Origin of the sequence: Pseudomonas spelaei (genome assembly GCF_009724245.1) — a bacterium.
GTDB lineage: Bacteria > Pseudomonadota > Gammaproteobacteria > Pseudomonadales > Pseudomonadaceae > Aquipseudomonas > Aquipseudomonas spelaei.
The window spans coordinates 157,779-178,560 of the sequence record NZ_WNNK01000009.1; the positions used below are offsets into that span (position 1 = coordinate 157,779).

Annotated in this window: 17 protein-coding genes; 15 read left to right on the forward strand and 2 right to left on the reverse strand. The window is 58.5% G+C overall.

Annotated features, from left to right (window positions below):
• Nucleotides 1-10 precede the first annotated feature (10 nt).
• The 9 genes from GNF76_RS12950 (at nt 11) to GNF76_RS12990 (ending at nt 12,605) form a co-directional block, all read left to right on the forward strand.
• Entirely contained in the window at nt 11-1,612 is a 1,602-nt protein-coding gene (locus GNF76_RS12950; protein WP_155583538.1) for an ABC transporter substrate-binding protein, read from the forward strand.
• A gap of 257 nt (nt 1,613-1,869) precedes the next feature.
• The gene (locus tag GNF76_RS12955; RefSeq protein ID WP_155583539.1) at nt 1,870-3,498 is read left to right on the forward strand and encodes an ABC transporter substrate-binding protein; all 1,629 of its coding nucleotides are present in this window, start codon (nt 1,870-1,872) and stop codon (nt 3,496-3,498) included.
• Between the two features lie 305 nt (nt 3,499-3,803).
• Nucleotides 3,804-5,408: an ABC transporter substrate-binding protein gene (locus tag GNF76_RS12960; protein ID WP_155583540.1), complete on the forward strand. Its 1,605-nt coding sequence runs from the start codon at nt 3,804-3,806 to the stop codon at nt 5,406-5,408.
• 170 nt (nt 5,409-5,578) lie between these two features.
• Entirely contained in the window at nt 5,579-6,973 is a 1,395-nt protein-coding gene (locus GNF76_RS12965; RefSeq protein ID WP_155583541.1) for an OprD family porin, read from the forward strand.
• A gap of 79 nt (nt 6,974-7,052) precedes the next feature.
• Nucleotides 7,053-8,648: an ABC transporter substrate-binding protein gene (locus tag GNF76_RS12970; protein WP_155583542.1), complete on the forward strand. Its 1,596-nt coding sequence runs from the start codon at nt 7,053-7,055 to the stop codon at nt 8,646-8,648.
• Nucleotides 8,649-8,722: 74 nt separating this feature from the next.
• Nucleotides 8,723-9,733: an ABC transporter permease subunit gene (locus GNF76_RS12975; protein ID WP_155583543.1), complete on the forward strand. Its 1,011-nt coding sequence runs from the start codon at nt 8,723-8,725 to the stop codon at nt 9,731-9,733.
• A gap of 10 nt (nt 9,734-9,743) precedes the next feature.
• Nucleotides 9,744-10,655: an ABC transporter permease subunit gene (locus tag GNF76_RS12980; RefSeq protein ID WP_155583544.1), complete on the forward strand. Its 912-nt coding sequence runs from the start codon at nt 9,744-9,746 to the stop codon at nt 10,653-10,655.
• Nucleotides 10,656-10,665: 10 nt separating this feature from the next.
• Nucleotides 10,666-11,634: an ABC transporter ATP-binding protein gene (locus GNF76_RS12985; protein WP_155583545.1), complete on the forward strand. Its 969-nt coding sequence runs from the start codon at nt 10,666-10,668 to the stop codon at nt 11,632-11,634.
• Nucleotides 11,634-12,605: a peptide ABC transporter ATP-binding protein gene (locus GNF76_RS12990; RefSeq protein WP_155583546.1), complete on the forward strand. Its 972-nt coding sequence runs from the start codon at nt 11,634-11,636 to the stop codon at nt 12,603-12,605. The genes GNF76_RS12985 and GNF76_RS12990 overlap by 1 nt, the downstream gene beginning before the upstream one ends.
• Before the next feature lie 110 nt (nt 12,606-12,715).
• Here GNF76_RS12990 and GNF76_RS12995 read toward each other — a convergent pair whose 3' ends face one another.
• On the reverse strand, nt 12,716-12,988 hold the full coding sequence (locus GNF76_RS12995) for a hypothetical protein (protein ID WP_155583547.1): 273 nt from the start codon (nt 12,986-12,988) through the stop codon (nt 12,716-12,718).
• A 376-nt stretch (nt 12,989-13,364) separates the two neighbouring features.
• On the opposite strand from GNF76_RS12995, the gene GNF76_RS13000 reads away from it, so the two are divergent.
• Complete coding sequence (locus tag GNF76_RS13000) at nt 13,365-13,706, forward strand: hypothetical protein (protein WP_155583548.1); 342 nt, start codon at nt 13,365-13,367, stop codon at nt 13,704-13,706.
• A gap of 69 nt (nt 13,707-13,775) precedes the next feature.
• Here GNF76_RS13000 and GNF76_RS13005 read toward each other — a convergent pair whose 3' ends face one another.
• Nucleotides 13,776-15,359 carry a peptide chain release factor 3 gene (locus tag GNF76_RS13005; protein ID WP_155583549.1) on the reverse strand — a complete coding sequence of 528 codons (1,584 nt, stop codon included), beginning with the start codon at nt 15,357-15,359 and terminating at the stop codon, nt 13,776-13,778.
• A gap of 329 nt (nt 15,360-15,688) precedes the next feature.
• Here GNF76_RS13005 and GNF76_RS13010 point away from each other — a divergent pair, with 329 nt between their 5' ends.
• The 5 genes from GNF76_RS13010 to GNF76_RS13030 all read left to right on the forward strand — a co-directional run bounded on the left by GNF76_RS13010 (nt 15,689) and on the right by GNF76_RS13030 (nt 20,747).
• Nucleotides 15,689-16,405 carry an ABC transporter permease gene (locus GNF76_RS13010; RefSeq protein ID WP_003215977.1) on the forward strand — a complete coding sequence of 239 codons (717 nt, stop codon included), beginning with the start codon at nt 15,689-15,691 and terminating at the stop codon, nt 16,403-16,405.
• A gap of 20 nt (nt 16,406-16,425) precedes the next feature.
• Nucleotides 16,426-17,319: a glycine betaine ABC transporter substrate-binding protein gene (locus GNF76_RS13015; protein WP_155583550.1), complete on the forward strand. Its 894-nt coding sequence runs from the start codon at nt 16,426-16,428 to the stop codon at nt 17,317-17,319.
• Nucleotides 17,320-17,328: 9 nt separating this feature from the next.
• Nucleotides 17,329-17,982, forward strand: coding sequence for an ABC transporter permease (locus tag GNF76_RS13020; protein ID WP_155583551.1), 654 nt, complete (start codon nt 17,329-17,331; stop codon nt 17,980-17,982).
• Nucleotides 17,979-19,136: an osmoprotectant ABC transporter ATP-binding protein OsmV gene (locus GNF76_RS13025; protein ID WP_155583552.1), complete on the forward strand. Its 1,158-nt coding sequence runs from the start codon at nt 17,979-17,981 to the stop codon at nt 19,134-19,136. The genes GNF76_RS13020 and GNF76_RS13025 overlap by 4 nt, the downstream gene beginning before the upstream one ends.
• Before the next feature lie 447 nt (nt 19,137-19,583).
• Nucleotides 19,584-20,747 (forward strand): type III PLP-dependent enzyme, encoded by a 1,164-nt coding sequence (locus tag GNF76_RS13030; protein ID WP_155583553.1) that lies wholly within the window; start codon nt 19,584-19,586, stop codon nt 20,745-20,747.
• Nucleotides 20,748-20,782 lie beyond the last annotated feature (35 nt).

Here is a 20,782-nt window from a genome sequence, read left to right on the forward strand (position 1 = left end):
AGGGGTTTCCATGGAAAGAATCACCTTTAAACCGCTGTTCCTCGCCGCCAGCCTGCTGGCCTTTATGCCGCTGGCCCAGGCGGCCAGTACCCTGGTCTACTGCTCCGAAGCCAGTCCTGCCGGCTTCGACCCCAGCCAGTACACCAGCGGCACTGATTTCGATGCCTCCGCCGAAACCGTGTTCAACCGCCTGACCCAGTTCAAGCGCGGCGGCACGGAAGTCGAACCCGGCCTTGCAACGAGCTGGGATGTGTCGAAGGACGGCCTGACGTATACCTTCCACCTGCGAGAGGGCGTCAAGTTCCACACCACCGACTACTTCACCCCCACCCGTGACTTCAACGCCGACGATGTGCTGTTCACCTTCCAGCGCCTGCTGGATGCCGACAGCCCGTTTCGCAAGGCCTACCCCTCCGAGTCGCCGTACTTCACCGACATGGGCCTGAACACCACCATCAAGAGCGTCGACAAAATCGACGACCACACCGTGCGGTTCAGCCTGAATAACGTCGATGCCTCGTTCGTGCAAAACCTGGCCATGAGTTTTGCCTCGGTGCAGTCCGCCGAATACGCCGCGCAGTTGCTCAAGGAAGGCAAGGCCGCCGACATCAACCAGAAGCCCGTCGGCACCGGGCCGTTCGTGTTCAAGCGCTACCAGAAGGATTCGCAGATCCGCTACAGCGCCAATAAACAGTACTGGAAGCCCGAGGATGTGAAACTCGACAACCTGGTGTTCTCCATTACTCCGGACGCAGCGGTGCGCCTGCAAAAGCTCAAGAGCGGTGAATGCCAGGTCAGCGGCTACCCACGCCCTTCGGACATCGAAGTGATGGAGCAAGACCCGAACCTGCGGGTGCTCAAGCAAGCCGGTTTCAACCTGGGCTTCCTCGCCTACAACGTGACCCACAAACCCCTGGATCAACTCAAGGTACGCCAGGCCCTCGACATGGCCATCGACAAACCGGCCATTATCAAGGCGGTGTACCAGAGCGCCGGACAATTGGCGCAAAACGCATTGCCGCCAGCCCAGTGGTCTTATGACCCAAGCATCAAAGACGCACCGTACGATCCGGCCAAGGCTCGGGCGCTACTAAAAGAAGCAGGGGTTGCACCAGGTACCACCATCAACCTTTGGGCCATGACGGTACAACGGGCATCCAATCCCAATGCGCGGATGTCGGCGCAAATGATTCAGCAGGATTGGGCGAAAGTCGGGATAACCGCCAATATCGTGAGCTACGAATGGGGTGAGTACATCAAACGGGCGAAAAACGGCGAGCACGACGTGATGATCTACGGCTGGACCGGCGACAACGGCGACCCGGATAACTGGCTGGGTGTGCTCTACAGTTGTGCTGCGGTCAAGGGCAGCAACTACGCAAAATGGTGTAACCCCGAGTACGACAAACTGGTGCAGCAAGCCAAGGTCAGCAGTGACCGTGAGCAACGCATCAAGTGGTATCAACAGGCACAAAAAATACTTAAAGAACAAGTACCTATAACACCTATTGCGAACTCGACGGTTTTCCAGCCACTTCGAAAGGAAGTCCAGGACTTCAAGATCAGTCCATTTGGGCTGACACCCTTCTATGGCGTGAGTCTCCATAAGTAACAGCCCTGCGCCAACCGGGTGCGCCAGACGCTCCGGTTGGTCATTTTTGGTGCGCCTGATGCACCGAAAAAAACCTCGAAAATGTCGATTTATGTCAAAACTTACATCAATGCGACATTCCTGTACGTCCGTACCACTGTTTAGCGCTTGCAGCCTCTCAACATCTTGCATTGGGTATGGGCCCTGCATAAGTATCCGCAGGTCGACTCACGAGGTCGCCCTCACTACCAAAAATGACAACAAATCATGAGGCCAACATGCTTAAACACGCAGTCATTCCGTTATTAGTCAGCGCCGGTTTAATGGCTGCTGCACCCTTCGCCCAAGCGGCGACTAATCTGGTGTTCTGCTCCGAAGGGAGCCCGGCCGGTTTCGACCCAGGCCAGTACACCACCGGAACAGACTTCGATGCTTCGGCCGAAACCATGTTCAACCGCCTGACCCAGTTCGAGCGCGGCGGCACCGCCGTGATTCCTGGGCTGGCCACCAGCTGGGACGTTTCCCCGGATGGCCTGACGTATACCTTCCACCTTCGTGAAGGCGTCAAGTTCCACACCACCCCGTACTTCAAGCCAACTCGTGAGTTCACGGCTGACGACGTACTGTTCACCTTCAACCGGATGATCAATAAAGACGATCCATTCCGCAAAGCCTACCCCACCGAATTCCCGTACTTCACGGACATGGGGATGGACACCAACATCAAGAACATCGAGAAAGTCGATGACCACACCGTCAAGTTCACCCTTGGCACCGTGGACGCTGCTTTCATCCAGAACCTGGCCATGAGCTTCGCTTCCGTCCAGTCAGCTGAATACGCAGCCCAACTGTTGAAGGAAGGCAAGGCACAGGACATCAACCAGAAGCCGATCGGCACTGGTCCGTTCGTGTTCAAGAGCTACCAGAAAGACTCCAACATCCGTTACACCGGCAACAAGGATTACTGGAAGCCTGAAGACGTGAAGATCGACAACCTGATCTTCGCCATCACCACCGACCCGTCGGTACGTATCCAGAAGCTCAAGAAGAATGAATGCCAGGTCACCCTGTTCCCACGTCCGGCCGACCTCAAGGCCCTGGGCGACGACAAGGACCTGAAACTGCCGCACCAGGCCGGTTTCAACCTGGGCTACATCGCCTACAACGTGATGCCGGTGCTCAAAGGCCAAACTGCGCCTAACCCACTGTCCGACCTGCGAGTACGCGAGGCCCTGGACATGTCGGTGAACAAGCAGCAGATCATCGACTCGGTTTATCAGGGTGCAGGCCAACTGGCCGTCAACGCCATGCCGCCAACCCAATGGTCCTATGACACCACCATCAAGGATGCCCCGCACGACCTGACCAAAGCCAAGGCATTGCTCAAGGAAGCAGGCGTCAAGGAAGGCACCGAAATCACCCTGTGGGCGATGCCGGTTCAGCGTCCGTACAACCCGAACGCCAAGCTGATGGCTGAGATGCTGCAGAACGACTGGAAGCAGATCGGCCTGAAGGTCAACATCGTCAGCTACGAGTGGGGCGAGTACATCAAGCGTTCCAAAGGCGGCGAGAACCAGGCCATGATCATTGGCTGGAGCGGCGACAATGGTGACCCGGACAACTGGCTGAACGTGCTGTTCGGCTGCGATTCCCTGGCCGGCAACAACTTCTCCAAGTGGTGCGACAAGAAATTCGACGGCATCGTCAAAGAAGCCAAGGCGACTTCCGACGTAGCCAAACGCACCGAGCTGTACAAGCAGGCGCAACATATCCTCAAAGATGCAGTCCCGATGACACCTATCGCGCACTCGACGGTGTATCAACCCATGCGCAACAACGTGCAGGACTTCAAGATCAGCCCATTTGGCTTGAACTCCTTCTACGGCGTGAGCGTAAGCGGCAAGTAAGGATCCCTGGCGGCGACGTGTAAAAACGTCGCCGTTATTGCATCCGCCAAGACCATAGGAATCAGACTACATCCGCACCTGTTGCCACCCTACGGCAACAACCTGCGAATCACTCGTCCGTTACCTACAAGGTCTGTCAGATTCGTTGCATTTACTGCCCGGCTCCCGACTCTTAACGTCGTGCACGGCAGAGGCACCGCACCTGTAGGGCACTTGCTGAATGTGGGGTCAGTGTTGTTTCCATGCCCTGAGCGGCCTGGCGATTGTTCACTGACGACAACAACAAACAAGGATTGGGGACTGTCATGCGCCATACCACCGTTCTATCCGCGATTTTGGGCACCGGCCTGTTAGTCAGTGCGTCACTGAGCCAAGCGGCTGACAAGAAAAGCCTGGTGTTTTGCTCCGAAGGCAGCCCCGCTGGTTTCGACACCGCGCAATACACCACCGCCACGGACAACGATGTCGCCGAGCCGCTCTACAACCGTCTGGCTGAGTTCGAGAAAGGCGCCACCACGGTCGTCCCCGGCCTTGCAACCTCATGGGATATTTCGCCGGACGGTCTGACGTATACCTTCCACCTGCGCGAAGGGGTGAAATTCCACAGCAACAAGGACTTCAAACCGACGCGCGACTTTGACGCCGACGACGTGCTGTTCACCTTCAACCGCATGCTTGACCCCGATCATCCCTTCCGCAAGGCCTACCCCACTGAGTTTCCATACTTCACCGGGATGAGCCTGAACAAGAACATCGCCAAGGTCGAGAAAACCGACCCGTACACCGTGGTGATGACCTTAAACACGGTAGACGCCGCGTTTATCCAGAACATCGCCATGAGCTTCGCCTCGATCCTGTCGGCCGAATACGCCGAGCACTTGCTCAAGATCGGCAAGCCGAGCGAGATCAACCAAAAGCCGATCGGCACTGGGCCGTTCGTGTTCCAGCGTTACCAGAAAGACTCGCAGATTCGCTACACCGCCAACAAACACTACTGGGCACCGGACCGGGTCAAGCTTGATCAACTGATCTTTGCCATCAACACCGACGCCTCGGTGCGGGTGCAGAAGCTCAAGGCCAACGAATGCCAGATCACCTTGCATCCGCGGCCTGCCGACGTCGAAGCCCTCAAGGCCGACCCGAAATTGCAACTGCTGACCAAGCCGGGCTTCAACCTTGGCTACATCGCTTATAACGTGCGGCACAAGCCGTTCGACCAGCTCGAAGTGCGCCAGGCCCTGGACATGGCGGTGAACAAGCAGAGCATTCTCAATGCGGTTTACCAGGGCGCGGGGCAACTGGCGGTCAACGCTATGCCGCCGACCCAGTGGTCCTACGACGACACCATCAAGGACGCCGCCTACAACCCGGAAAAGGCCAAGCAATTGCTCAAGGCCGCCGGCGTCAAGGAAGGCACCGAAATCACCCTGTGGGCGATGCCGGTGCAACGGCCGTACAACCCCAATGCCAAGCTGATGGCTGAAATGCTGCAAAGCGATTGGGCCAAGATCGGCCTCAAGGTCAAGATCGTCAGCTACGAATGGGGCGAGTACATCAAGCGCACCAAAAATGGCGAGCACGACATCAGCCTGATCGGCTGGACCGGCGACAACGGTGACCCGGACAACTGGCTGGGCACCCTGTACAGCTGCGACGCCATCGGCGGGAACAACTACTCCATGTGGTGTGACCCGGCGTACGACAAGCTGATCAAGCAAGCCAAGGTCGTCACCGACCGCGAACAAAGGACGGTTCTGTACAAACAGGCACAGCAACTGCTTAAAGCACAGGTGCCGATCACACCAGTCGCCCACTCGACGGTCAACCAGCCGTTAAGCGCCAAAGTCGAAGGTTTCAAAGTGAGCCCCTTCGGCCGCAACGTGTTCTCGGGCGTCAGCATCAACCCATAAGAAAATAACCGGATTGCACAGGGCGAAGTTCGCTCTGTGGCAAACGTGCAGCCTCAATTCAGGAATCTTCCTACGGCACCGTTTGCAAAGGCTTGAGCGAGTTACACACCCAATAGCCGGTTCACCTAAAAAGACCGGCATTAAAAAAGAGAACCAAAGGAGCTTCACCCATGAAACTGAGCAGCACCGCGCTACTGGCCTTGGCCATCAGCAGCATCACGGCTAACGCCTATGCTGACCCTGCAAGTCAGGACTTCGTTCCTACCACTCTGGCCGGCTCCAGCGCCCAAAGCGAGGCCAAAGGCTTTATCGATGGACAAAGCCTGGGCGGTACCACCCGTAACTGGTTCTCCAACGAGCAGAAGTTCCGGGGTGGCAAATTCACCTACCAAAAACACGGCGAAGCCCGTACCGATGCGTACCGTACCAACTGGGTACAAGGCACGATCCTCAACTACAGCTCGGGCTTTACCCAAGGCACCGTAGGGGTCGCTACCGAAGTCGCGGCCTACAACGCCGTGGTCCTGGACCGCAGCAAGCGCGATATCAAGGGCGGTTCCAACCGTACCCTGGCTGACTCCAACGGCGACGCCGTGGACCAGTGGAGCAAATTGGGCCTGGCCAACGTCAAGTTCCGTGTATCGAACACCACCTTGACCGCCGGTCGCCAGAACTTCAGCAGCGGCATCGTCGACACCATCGGCAACCGTGCGCTGCCTTCGAGCTTTGAAGGTGTGAGCTTCAACAGCGAAGAGTTCAGCAACCTGTCATTCCAGGGCGGCGTGTTTGACCGCGTCTCCCCACGGACCGAGCAAAGCCTGTCGAAATTCCGTACCGAATACGGCAATGGCGCTGAAACCGACAAGGTCAACACCCTCGGTGTGAACTACCAGCCGTTCAAAAGCCTGAAAACCAGCCTGTTCGCCGCTAACGTGGAAGACTTCTGGAACCAGTACTACTTCGGTGCAACCCACGAGTTGGGTGACAGCCAGACACTGGCACTGACCACTGGCCTGAACTACTACAAAACCGTCGATACCGGCAAAAAGTTGATGGGCACGATCGACAACGATACCTACTCGTTGTCGCTGGGCCTGACCCACCAGGCTCACAGCCTGACCTTCTCCTACCAGGCTGTGAACGGTAACGAGTACTTCGACTACCTGCACGAAACCAACGGTATCTACCTGGCCAACTCCCTGACGTCCGACTTTAACGGTCCGAACGAGAAGTCCTTCCAGATCGCCTACGGCCTCAACATGGCTGAATACGGCGTGCCAGGCCTGAAGTTCAACATCTACTCGGCTCGCGGCTGGGGCATCGACGGCACTCACTACACCGGCGACGGCGGCAGAGCAGGCTTCGCCTACAACGGCATTCAGGCCCAGGACGGCGAGAAGCACCAGGAATACGGTATCGGTACCTCCTACGCCGTGCAGAGCGGCCCGCTCAAGGCCACTGCCATTCGTGCGACCTACGTCACTCACCGTGCCACTGCCAACCAGGCTGACGGCAACATCCGTGAGTTCCGTCTGGTCACCACCATCCCGTTCAACATCCTTTAATTAGCGCCAGGTGTACGGCGGGCTCAGGACGAGCCCCCGTACACGCTTGTCTGGTTCAATCGATTGCAGAGGGCTCTCAATGAAAATGCTCCCGTTACAAGCTGCCATTGCCGCTGCGCTGTTGAGCGTGGCGATTGGCGTTTCGGCCAAACCGCTGGTGGTCTGCACCGAGGCGAGCCCGGAAGGTTTCGACATGGTCCAATACACGACCGCAGTCACCGCTGACGCCGTGGCAGAAACCATTTTCAACCGCCTGGTGGACTTCAAGCCTGGAACCACCGAAGTGGTCCCGGCACTCGCAGAATCCTGGGATATCAGCGAAGACGGACTGAAGTACACCTTCCACCTGCGCCAAGACATCAAGTTCCACACCACCGACTACTTCAAACCCACGCGCAACATGAATGCCGACGACGTGCTCTGGAGTTTCCAGCGTCAGTTGGACCCGAAACACCCGTGGCACAACAAGTCCAGCGTGGGCTTCCCGTACTTTGAAAGTATGGGCTTCAAGGAACTGCTCCAGAGCGTCGAGAAAACCGACGACAAGACCGTGGTCTTCACCCTGACCCGTCGTGAAGCACCGTTCCTGGCCGATATTGCCATGGCGTTCTCTTCGATCTTCTCCGCTGAATACGCAGATCAGTTGCTCAAAGCCGACAAGACCGGCGATCTGAACAGCAAACCCATCGGCACCGGTCCGTTCATCTTCACCCGCTATGCCAAGGACGCCCAGGTACGTTTCAAGGCCAACCCGGACTATTTCCGTGGCAAGCCTCCGGCGGATCCGCTGATCCTGGCGATCACCGTCGACAACAACGTGCGCCTGCAAAAACTCAAGGCCAACGAGTGCCAGATCGCGCTGTATCCAAAACCGGATGACATCCCGAGCATCAAGAAAGATCCAAACCTGAAAGTCGATGAGCTGGCGGCCATGACCACCAGTTACACGGCCTTGAACACCACTCGCAAGTACATGAGCGACGCCCGTGTGCGTCACGCCATCAACATTGCGTTCGACAAGGCAGGCTACACCGACGCCCTGTATGGCAAAGGTAACGCCATGGTCGGCACCGGACCGTATCCGCCGACACTGCTGGGCTTCAACGACAAGCTGAAGAACCCACCCCGCGACCTGGACAAAGCCCGCGCGCTGCTCAAGGAAGCCGGCGTGCCCGAAGGCACCGAGTTCACCCTGTTCACCCGCAACGGCGGCGGCCCGACCAACCCCAACCCGATGCTCGGCGCACAGCGCATGCAGTCGGACCTGGCCCAGATCGGCCTCAAAGTGAACATCAAGGTCATGGAATGGGGCGAAATGCTCAAGCGCGCCAAGAATGGCGAACATGACATGGTTTCTGCCGGCTGGGCGGGGGATAACGGGGACCCGGATAACTTCCTCACACCAAACCTGAGTTGCGACGCAGCGAAAAACGGCGAAAACTACGCCCGCTGGTGTAACAAAGAGTTTCAAGACTTGATCGACAAGGCCCGCGCTGGCACTGAACCAGCGGCACGGGCTGTGCTCTATGAACAAGCCCAGGACGTTTTCGAAAAAGACCAACCATGGATTCCCATGGCTTACCCGAAAATGTTCACGGCCATGCGCAAGAACGTCGAGGGTTATACCCAAAGCCCTCTGACGACAAATAACTTCGCCACCACCCAGGTGAAGTAGATAAGAGACGCCCGGCACCGTCGACCTGGACGGTGCCGGACCTGCCTAACCGGCTGATTGAGGTACACAACAAGATGTTTAGTTTTATTGCCCGCCGATTGGGGTTATTGATCCCCACGTTTTTCGGCATCACCTTGCTGACGTTCGCGTTGATTCGCATGATCCCTGGCGATCCCGTGGAAGTCATGATGGGCGAACGACGAGTCGACCCCGAAATGCACGCTCAGGCAATGGAACGCCTTGGTCTGAATAAACCCTTGTATGCACAATACTTTGACTACGTCGGCAAGCTTGCCCACGGCGACCTTGGCGAATCCCTGCGTACCCGTACCAGCGTGTGGACTGAATTCACCGCCCTTTTCCCTGCGACCCTGGAACTGTCCATGGCCGCCCTGTTGTTCGCTGGCGTCCTGGGCCTGTTGGCCGGGGTGATCGCCGCCTTGAAGCGAGGATCCCTGTTCGACCATGGGGTGATGGGCATCTCCCTCGCGGGATATTCGATGCCGATCTTCTGGTGGGGCCTGATCCTGATCATGTTCTTCTCCGTGAGCCTGGGCTGGACCCCGGTGTCCGGACGTATCGACCTGCTCTACGACATCGAGCCGCGTACCGGCTTCATGCTGATCGACACCCTGCTGGCCAATGAACCCGACGCGTTCTTCGACGCCCTGCACCACCTGATCCTGCCGGCCATCGTACTCGGCACCATTCCGCTGGCGGTGATCGCGCGGATGACCCGCTCCTCGATGCTCGAAGTGCTGCGTGAAGACTACATTCGTACCGCCAAGGCCAAAGGCCTGTCGCCGGCACGCGTGGTGTTCGTCCACGGCCTGCGCAACGCGCTGATCCCGGTACTGACGGTGGTCGGCCTGCAAGTCGGCACCCTGCTGGCCGGTGCGGTCCTGACTGAAACCATCTTCTCCTGGCCCGGCATCGGCAAATGGCTGATCGAAGCCATTGGCGCACGGGACTATCCCGTGGTGCAAAACGGCATCCTGTTAATCGCCTGCCTGGTGATTCTGGTGAACTTCGTGGTGGATATCCTCTACGGCTTCGCCAACCCACGCATCCGTCACCAGCGCTGAGATCATGACCATGACCACTCCAACTACTTCGGTAGCAGTCGATCAAAGCCTGCTTTATCCGTCCCCGTACAAAGAATTCTGGCAAGCCTTTTCCAAGAACAAGGGCGCGGTTGCCGGCCTGTTGTTCATGTTGCTGGTGATATTTTGCGCACTGTTTGCCCCGTGGGTAGCACCGCATAACCCGAGCGAACAGTACCGTGACTTCCTGCTGACCCCGCCAGCCTGGCTGGAAGGTGGGCAGATGCAATTCCTGCTGGGCACCGACGAACTGGGCCGTGACTTGCTGTCGCGCCTGATTCAGGGTTCGCGCCTGTCGTTGCTGATCGGCTTGTCTTCGGTCGTCATGTCGCTGATCCCGGGGATTCTGCTGGGCCTGTTCGCCGGTTTCTTCCCGCGCCTGCTCGGCCCGACCATCATGCGTTTGATGGATATCATGCTGGCCCTGCCATCGCTGCTGCTGGCGGTGGCGATTGTCGCCATCCTCGGCCCTGGCCTGATCAACACCGTGATCGCCATCGCCATCGTGTCCCTGCCGTCCTATGTCCGCTTGACCCGCGCTGCGGTGATGGGCGAACTGAACCGCGACTACGTGACTGCCGCCCGCCTCGCCGGCGCCGGCCTGCCCCGCCTGATGTTCGTCACCGTGCTGCCTAACTGCATGGCACCGTTGATCGTGCAGGCAACCTTGAGCTTCTCCTCGGCGATTCTCGATGCCGCAGCCCTGGGCTTCCTCGGTCTTGGCGTACAACCGCCAACCCCTGAGTGGGGCACCATGCTGGCTTCGGCTCGCGACTACATCGAACGCGCCTGGTGGGTGGTGAGTCTGCCTGGCTTGACCATTTTGCTCAGCGTGCTGGCAATCAACCTGATGGGCGACGGTCTGCGCGATGCGCTGGACCCGAAACTCAAGAACGCCGCCTGAGGAGATTCCCATGTCACTGCTAGAAATCAAGAATCTCAATGTCCGCTTCGGCGACAAGACCGCCGTGCCGGTGGTCGATGGCCTCGACATTTCCGTCGACAAAGGCGAAGTACTGGCAATCGTTGGCGAGTCTGGCTCGGGTAAATCCGTGACCATGATGGCGCTGATGGGCCTGATCGAACACCCCGGCATCGTCACCGCCGACGCCCTGAACTTCGACGGCAAGGACATGCTCAAGCTGAGCAACCGCCAGCGTCGGCAGATCGTCGGTAAAGACCTGGCGATGGTGTTCCAGGACCCGATGACCGCGCTGAACCCCAGCTACACCGTGGGTTTCCAGATCGAAGAAGTGCTGCGTCTGCACCTGAAGATGTCCAGCAAGCAAGCGCGCAAGCGTGCGATCGAACTGCTGGAAAAAGTAGAAATCCCAGGCGCTGCCAGCCGGATGGACGCCTACCCCCACCAGTTGTCCGGTGGTATGAGCCAGCGTGTGGCAATTGCCATGGCGATTGCCGGCGAGCCGAAACTGCTGATCGCCGATGAACCGACCACTGCGTTGGACGTGACGATTCAGGCGCAGATCATGGAGTTGCTGCTGGCCCTGCAGAAAGAACAGAACATGGGCCTGGTGCTGATCACCCACGACCTGGCGGTCGTGGCGGAAACGGCCCAGCGTGTGTGTGTGATGTACGCCGGCCAAGCCGTGGAAGTTGGCCAGGTGCCTGGCCTGTTCGACGTTCCGGGGCATCCGTACAGCGAAGCATTGCTGGCGGCGATTCCGGAACACAGCATGGGCGCGGCCCGTCTGTCGACCTTGCCGGGCATCGTCCCCGGTCGTTATGACCGTCCACAGGGTTGCCTGCTGTCGCCACGCTGCCCGTATGTCCAGGACAGCTGCCGCCAGACCCGCCCGGGCCTGGACCCTAAAGCCCACAGCCTTGCGCGCTGCTTCTACCCCTTGAACCAGGAGGTGGCGTAATGGCCGTCGTTCTTACCGCCCGCGACCTGACCCGTCACTACGAAGTGTCCCGTGGCCTGTTCAAGGGCCATGCCACCGTGCGCGCACTTAATGGTGTGTCGTTCGAGCTGGAAGCCGGCAAGACCCTCGCCGTGGTAGGCGAGTCGGGTTGCGGCAAGTCCACCCTGGCCCGTGCCCTGACGCTGATTGAAGAACCGTCCTCCGGCTCGCTGAAAATCGCCGGCCAGGAAGTCACCGGTGCCGACAAGGCCCAGCGCAAGCAACTGCGTAAAGACGTGCAGATGGTGTTCCAAAGCCCTTATGCCTCGTTGAACCCACGGCAAAAGGTCGGTGATCAACTGGGCGAGCCGCTGTTGATCAATACCAACCTGTCCGCCGCCGAACGCCGCGAGAAAGTGCAGGCGATGATGAAGCAAGTGGGCCTGCGCCCTGAGCATTATCAACGCTACCCCCACATGTTCTCCGGTGGCCAGCGCCAGCGGATCGCCTTGGCCCGGGCGATGATGCTGCAACCCAAAGTGCTGGTGGCGGATGAACCGACCTCGGCACTGGACGTGTCGATCCAGGCCCAGGTGCTCAACCTGTTCATGGACCTGCAGCAGGAATTCAACACCGCCTACGTGTTCATCTCCCACAACCTGGCGGTGGTGCAACACGTTGCCGATGACGTGATGGTGATGTACCTCGGTCGCCCAGTGGAAGTCGGCCCGAAAGAGGACATCTACGCGCGCCCCCTGCACCCGTACACCCAGGCGTTGCTGTCGGCTACCCCGACCATTCACCCGGACCCGAACAAGCCGAAGATCAAGATCGTCGGCGAGTTGCCCAACCCGCTGAACCCGCCGCCTGGCTGCGCGTTCCACAAGCGCTGCCCGTACGCCACCGAACTGTGCAGCACCGAAGAGCCGGCCTTGCGGCCACTCGATAACCGTCAGGTGGCTTGCCACTTTGCGGAGCAGTTTGTCGGCTGACACGCAAAAAAATACTCCGGGGATAAGCCCGGAGCATTGCTTGAGTTCTACAGCCCCTCCCATCAGGTTGCGCATCAGCCTGGCGGGAGGGGCTTTTTTACCTGTACTACTTATGTATCGCTGTCACCGCCATCATCCGGGTCATCGTTGTTATCGGGTCCGCCGGTGGTGCCGTCATCATCGTCCTTGGAGCCGCCCTGGCCTTCATCACCGCCTTCAGACTCGCTCTTGGCCAGTTGCAGAACACTGCCCTGCCCCCCCTGCGCCGCCACAAACCCCGAGTCATGACGTTGCACGGCCGTATTAGCCCACGCTGCCGACATGCCCAGCGATAACATCACCAGCACTTTGATCAACAGCACCAAACGTTGAAAGATACTCATGGTCGATTTCCGTCCAGTCAGTTGGTGAATCCCGCACGACCTGTGTCTTCGGCTTACGCCGACTGTCGCCCTTTCTCAAGCTAGTAGCGTTATGGGGTTTTCGCCATCTCGATCACCGTTGCCGGAGGAATTAGCACTTCGCTTATAGAGCTGTTTGGAATAACTATTATTCCAATATCAAAACTCGCCCTGCTGCTGTCCCTCATGACACCTGCTATAAAAACCGAGCGCTCTTACACAGAAAACCACATTAACGTTCACCCCATGTAGACATTATCTGGAACTTGTAACAAGCGTGTTTCGGCAATTGCACAATTCAAAGTTTGAAGACTAAAGTCCGCCCTCTTCAACTAGTACTTACAGGTTAGTGTTATCTATGAGAGCCATTTCCAAATCCCTGGAAACGTTACTGTCGGACATTTATGAAGATGGCGACGTGTCGATGGAAGAGTTTAAATCCCTGCAGGCCGAGTCAGATCGCCGCTGGGAAGCCGTGGTCCGCGAGCTGGGGCCAAACAACACGTTGCTGACATTTCAAAGCGCCATGGACGTAGCCCTGCACTTGTTGCACTTGAGCGTGATTCATATCAAGAACCAGGAGCTGACTGACTTGGGCGAAGCCATCGTCAAAGATGCCATTGTTGCGCAAGTTGAAGCCGTGCGCGTGGGAGCAGAACTTTCGTTAAAGCAACTTCGGGTAGGGCCGAACAGCCTTTAATACAATAGTTATCAGCCACAAAAAAGGGCGAAGCCATTACAGCTTCGCCCTTTCTATTACCGCCAGACCTTAGTGATGCTCACGGGTCGCGCGGAACTTCACATCCGGCCAGCGCTCTTCCATCAGCGCCAGGTTGACCCGGGTCGGGGCCAGGTAGGTCAGGTGACCGCCGCCATCGATCGCAAGGTTTTCCACGGCCTTGTTGGAGAACTCTTCCAACTTCTTCTTATCACTGCAATCGATCCAGCGGGCCGAATACACGGTGATCGGCTCGTAGGAGCACTCGACCTTGTATTCCTCTTTCAAGCGGCTGGCGACCACATCGAACTGCAGTACACCGACAGCGCCGAGGATGATGTCGTTGCTGCGCTCAGGGAAGAACACCTGGGTCGCGCCCTCTTCCGCCAGTTGCTGCAAGCCTTGGCGCAGTTGCTTGGACTTGAGCGGGTCACGCAGGCGTACGCGGCGGAACAGTTCCGGTGCGAAGTGCGGGATACCGGTGAAGCCCAGCACTTCGCCTTCGGTGAAGGTGTCACCGATCTGGATGGTGCCGTGGTTGTGCAAACCGATGATGTCACCGGCAAACGCCTCTTCCAGTTGCTCACGCTCGGAGGAGAAGAACGTCAGGGCATCGCCGATACGCACGTCCTTGCCGGTACGCACGTGGCGCATCTTCATGCCTTTTTCGTATTTGCCGGAGCAGATACGCATGAAGGCGATACGGTCGCGGTGTTTGGGGTCCATGTTCGCCTGGATCTTGAACACGAAGCCTGCGAATTTCTCCTCTACCGGCTCTACGGTGCGTTCGTTGGCGACACGGGCCAGTGGTTTCGGCGCCCAGTTCACGACCGCGTCAAGCACGTGGTCGACACCGAAGTTGCCCAAGGCGGTGCCGAAGAACACCGGCGTCAGTTGGCCGTCGAGGAATTCCTGCTGGTTGAACTCGTGGCAGGCGCCCTGCACCAGTTCCAGCTGGTCGACAAAACGGTCGTACTCGTCACCCAGGTGGGCGCGGGCTTCGTCGGAATCGAGCTTCTCGATGATTTTCACATCGGTGCGTTCGTGACCATGGCCGGCGGTGTAGACAATGATGTAGTCGTCGGCCAGGTGGTACACGCCCTTGAAGTCGCGGTAGCAACCAATCGGCCAGGTGATCGGCGCGGCCTTGATCTTCAGGACGGCTTCGATCTCGTCGAGCAATTCGATCGGGTCACGGATGTCGCGGTCGAGCTTGTTGATGAAGCTGACAATCGGCGTGTCCCGCAAACGGCAGACGTCCATCAGCGCGATGGTCCGTGGCTCAACACCCTTGCCGCCGTCGAGCACCATCAGTGCCGAGTCGACCGCAGTCAGGGTGCGGTAGGTATCTTCGGAGAAGTCTTCGTGGCCCGGGGTGTCGAGCAGGTTGATCATGTGTTCGCGATACGGGAACTGCATGACCGACGTGGTAATGGAAATACCCCGTTGCTTCTCCATCTCCATCCAGTCGGAGGTGGCATGACGGTCGGATTTACGGGATTTCACCGTGCCGGCCACTGCGATCGCCTTGCCCATCAGCAACAGCTTTTCGGTGATGGTGGTTTTACCGGCATCGGGGTGGGAAATAATGGCGAAAGTGCGGCGTTTCGCGACTTCGGCGGCCTGGTGGGTCATGGGAAATCGCCTGGCAGGTGAGTCAAAAAAGGGCGGCGAGTATAGCGTAAACCCGGGGTGGCGGACCACCGTTCACCCGGTTGGGGGTGGCTAAATGCTCCCAAGTGTGGAACCTTTTAAAAGGTAGAGACGTCCACTCCCCTGTTACAGCATTCGTACCAGGGGCTGAAAAATCAGCAAGTTAGCCTGACGAGGCTGCGCTCATGGCTCGACCTCATGCCGTTTTGCCGGCATTGGCGAGCTGCTTTTCGCGACCACATTTGCCGACAGCCAGGAATGGCATTGCCGCTCGGGAATGTGCTCGCCGACTGAAATAAAGGAGTCCGCCTGTGGCTATTCGCTATGGCAAAGGGCTGATAGGAGGTGCGGTTGTCGTCGCGCTCCTGGCCCTGCTGGTCCACTGGATTGGCATCAACACGATCGAACTGTACCGCGACGATTTGTTGTTTTACCTGCAAGCTCACCTGATTCTTGTTCTTGTCTCCATGCTTGCCGCCCTGATTGTGGGCATTCCCGCCGGTATCCTGCTCAGCCGACCCAACATGGTCGGGCGCGCAGAACGCTTCATGCAGATCTTCAACATCGGCAACACCGTCCCTCCCCTGGCCGTCCTGGCCATCGCCCTCGGCGTCCTCGGCATCGGCAGCGGCCCTGCGATCTTCGCGCTGTTCCTCGCCTCCTTGCTGCCCATCGTACGCAACACCTATGAAGGCCTGAAAAACGTCCAGGGTTCCCTGAAAGAAGCCGCCGTCGGCATCGGCATGACCCCGCGCCAGGTGTTGTTTCGCGTGGAATTGCCCAACGCCGTGCCGATCATCATCGGTGGTGTGCGCGTGGCCCTGGCGATCAACGTCGGTACCGCGCCCCTGGCGTTCCTGATCGGCGCCAACAGCCTGGGCAGCCTGATCTTCCCTGGCATCGCCCTGAACAATCAGCCGCAACTGCTGCTCGGCGCCGCGTGTACCGCGCTGCTGGCCTTGCTGCTCGACGGTCTGGTGACCATGGCCAGCCGCCTCTGGCTGGAACGCGGGTTGCGTCCGTCTTAAGGCTTGGCAAAGGAACCAACATGAAAAAACTGACTGTGATATTGAGTTGCATCCTGCTGTTCGCAGGCATTGCGCAAGCCGCTGAAAAACCGGTCATCCGCATCGGCGCCCGGGTGTTCACCGAACAAACCCTGCTCGCCGAAATCACCTCCCAGTACCTACGCACCAAGGGCTACGACACCCGAGTGACCGGCGGCCTGGGCAGCAACCTGGCGCGCAGTGCCCAGGAGAGCGGGCAACTGGACCTGATCTGGGAATACACCGGCGTATCGCTGGTGGCCTACAACCATGTCGACGAGAAGCTCGACAGCGAACAGTCCTACGCACGGGTCAAGGAACTCGACGCGAAGAAAGGCCTGGTCTGGCTGTCGCCGTCGAAGTTCAGCAACACCTACGCCCTGTCCCTGCCGGAGAACGTGGCCAAGGAATACCCACAGATCAACACCATCAGCGACCTGACCAAGGCCCTGGCCGAGGACACTAAGGAAAACCGCCTGGTGGCCCTGGACACCGAGTTCGCCAACCGTTCCGACGGTATGGCGGGCATGGTCAAGCTGTACGGCATGAACCTGACCCGCAAAAACACCCGGCAGATGGACGCAGGCCTGGTCTACACCGCTCTGCGTAATGGCCAGGTATTTGCCGGCTTGGTCTACACCACCGACGGTCGCCTCAACGCCTTCAAGTTGAAACTGCTGGAAGACGACAAGCACTACTTCCCGGACTACACCGCAGCACCGGTGGTGCGCCAGGTTTATCTCGACGCCCATCCGCAACTGGCCGCAGAGCTTGCGCCGCTGGCCGCGTTGTTCGACGACGAAACCATGCGCCAACTCAACGCGCGGGTCGATGTCGACCATGAAAGCCCATCCGCCGTTGCCGCAGACTTCCTGCGCCAACACCCACTCAACTAAGGAGAAGACATGGAATTCCTGAACGCCTTTTCCCATCTTGATTGGGCACAAGTCCTGCACCTGACCTGGCAGCACATCACCCTGGTCGGTATCGCAGTCATCCTGGCCATCGTTGTTGGCGTGCCGCTGGGCGTGTTGATGACCCGCTTCCCGACACTCGCCGGCCCACTGCAAGCCAGCGCCACGGTGCTGCTCACCGTACCGTCCATCGCTCTGTTCGGCCTGCTGCTGCCGTTCTATTCCAAGTTCGGCCAGGGCCTGGGACCGATGCCGGCGATCACCGCGGTGTTCCTCTACTCCCTGTTGCCCATCATGCGTAACACCTACCTGGCCCTGACCGGCGTAGAACCGGGTATTCGCGAAGCCGCCCGAGGTATCGGCATGACCTTCGGCCAGCGCCTGCGCATGGTCGAGCTGCCCATCGCCGTGCCGGTGATCCTCGCCGGTGTGCGCACCGCCGTGGTGATGAACATTGGCGTCATGACCATCGCCGCCACCATCGGCGCCGGTGGCCTGGGTGTACTTATTCTGGCTTCCATCAGCCGCAGCGACATGTCGATGCTGATCGTCGGCGCCGTGCTGGTCAGTCTCCTGGCCATCTTCGCCGACCTGCTTCTGCAATGGCTGCAACGCACGCTGACTCCAAAAGGACTGCTCAAATGATCGAACTTCAAAACCTGACCAAGACCTTTCAAAGCAACGGCAAGACCATCACCGCCGTTGATTCCGTGAGCCTGACCGTCAACGAAGGCGAAATTTGTGTATTCCTCGGCCCATCGGGCTGCGGTAAAAGCACCACGCTGAAGATGATCAACCGCCTGATCAAACCCACCTCGGGCAAGATCCTGATCAACGGCGAAGACACCACCGACCTCGACGAAGTGACCCTGCGCCGCAACATCGGCTACGTGATCCAGCAGATCGGCCTGTTCCCCAACATGACCATCGAGGAAAACATCGTGGTCGTGCCCAAGCTGCTGGGCTGGGACAAACAGCGATGCCACGACCGCGCCCGCGAATTGATGAGCATGATCAAGCTCGAACCCAAGCAGTATCTGCACCGTTATCCACGTGAGTTGTCGGGTGGCCAACAACAGCGAATCGGCGTGATCCGCGCCCTGGCGGCGGATGCACCATTGCTGTTGATGGATGAGCCATTCGGCGCGGTCGACCCGATCAACCGCGAGATGATCCAGAACGAGTTCTTCGAGATGCAGCGTGCGCTGAACAAGACCGTGATCATGGTCAGCCACGACATCGACGAAGCCATCAAGCTGGGTGACAAGATCGCTATCTTCCGCGCCGGCAAACTGTTGCAGATCGACCACCCGGACACCTTGCTGGCGCACCCTGCCGACGAGTTCGTCAGCAACTTTGTTGGCCAGGACAGCACCCTCAAGCGCCTGCTATTGGTGAAGGCCGAAGATGCGGCGGACAACGCACCGTCCGTCAGCCCGGAAACCCCCGTGGCAGATGCCCTGGAACTGATGGACGAACATGACCGTCGCTACGTGGTGGTCACCTGCGCCGAGAACAAGGCGCTGGGTTATGTGCGACGTCGCGACCTGCACCGTCAGACCGGGACCTGCGGGCAATACCTGCGGGAATTCAACGCCACGGCGGCGTATGACGAACATTTGCGCATCCTGTTGTCGCGGATGTACGAATTCAACCGCTCGTGGCTGCCGGTGATGGATGCGGAGCGGGTGTTCCTGGGGGAAGTGACGCAGGAGTCGATTGCCGAGTACCTGAGTTCCGGCAAGTCGCGTGGTGGCAAGACCAGTATTGTGTCACCCGCCGAGACTGCGTTGGCCTGATAGAACGCTATCGCAGGCAAGCCAGCTCCCACATTGAATTGCATTCATCTATTGAAATGCATTCTCCTGTGGGAGCCGGGCTTGCCCGCGATGAAGGCACCGCAAATCCTCCTGAATTGCCCCACTCGGGGAACATCAATCCGTCATCCCCGTCGGTTACATAAGTAGCTGCACGGCACCACACGACGAACGCGTGCAAAAACGCGACATTTTTAGTTGATCTATAGCCCCTCACGTCCTAAAGTTCGCGCCGAACGTCCATGCTGGAAACGATCCATCCGGCTCAAGTACTGACGACGAGACAGCAAGGCCAAGGGAAGCGGTTGATCCCATGGCCTTTTTGCTTTCGGCGACATGCCTTGGGAAGTAGGCGAACCAAAGTGGGGATACGGAGGACGTTCATTTGCACCCATTGATCAATCTAGTTTGCCAGTAGGAGTTCCCAGCATGTCGATCCAGGTCGAAGACTATTACGCGCGCGAAACCTTCCAGAAAATGAAGGCGTTCGCCGACACGCAAGAAACCCCGTTCGTGGTGATCGACACCGCGATGATCAGCCAGGCCTACGATGACCTGCGCGCCGGTTTCGAATTCGCCAAGGTGTATTACGCGGTCAAGGCCAACCCGGCCGTCGAAATCATCGACCTGCTGAAAGACAAAGGCTCGAGCTTCGACATCGCCTCGATCTACGAGCTGGACAAGGTGATGGACCGTGGCGTCAGCGCCGACCGTATCAGCTACGGCAACACCATCAAGAAATCCAAGGACATCCGCTACTTCTACGAGAAGGGCGTGCGCCTGTTCTCCACCGACTCCGAAGCCGACCTGCGCAACATCGCCAAGGCTGCGCCGGGCTCGAAAGTCTATGTGCGGATCCTCACCGAAGGCTCGACCACAGCTGACTGGCCTCTGTCGCGTAAATTCGGCTGCCAGACCGACATGGCCATGGACCTGCTGATCCTCGCCCGCGACCTCGGCCTGGTGCCGTACGGCATCTCGTTCCACGTGGGCTCGCAACAGCGTGATATCAGCGTGTGGGACGCGGCGATTGCCAAGGTCAAAGTGATCTTCGAGCGCCTTAAGGAAGAAGACGGCATCCATCTGAAGCTGATCAACATGGGCGGCGGCTTCCCGGCCAACTACATCACCCGCACCAACAGCCTGGAAACCTACGCCGAGGAAATCATCCGTTTCCTCAAGGAAGACTTCGGTGATGACCTGCCGGAGATCATCCTGGAGCCGGGCCGTTCGTTGATCGCCAACGCCGGGATCCTGGTCAGTGAAGTGGTATTGGTCGCACGTAAATCGCGGACCGCCGTCGAGCGTTGGGTGTACACGGATGTGGGCAAATTCTCCGGCCTGATCGAAACCATGGACGAAGCCATCAAGTTCCCGATCTGGACCGAGAAAAAAGGCGAGATGGAAGAAGTGGTCATCGCCGGCCCAACCTGCGACAGCGCCGATATCATGTATGAGAACTACAAGTACGGGCTGCCGCTGAACCTGGCGATTGGTGATCGCTTGTACTGGTTGTCCACCGGTGCCTACACCACCAGCTACAGTGCTGTTGAATTCAACGGCTTCCCACCGTTGAAGTCGTTCTACCTGTAACGCAGGCCGCAACAAGCAAAAGCCCATGACGCGTC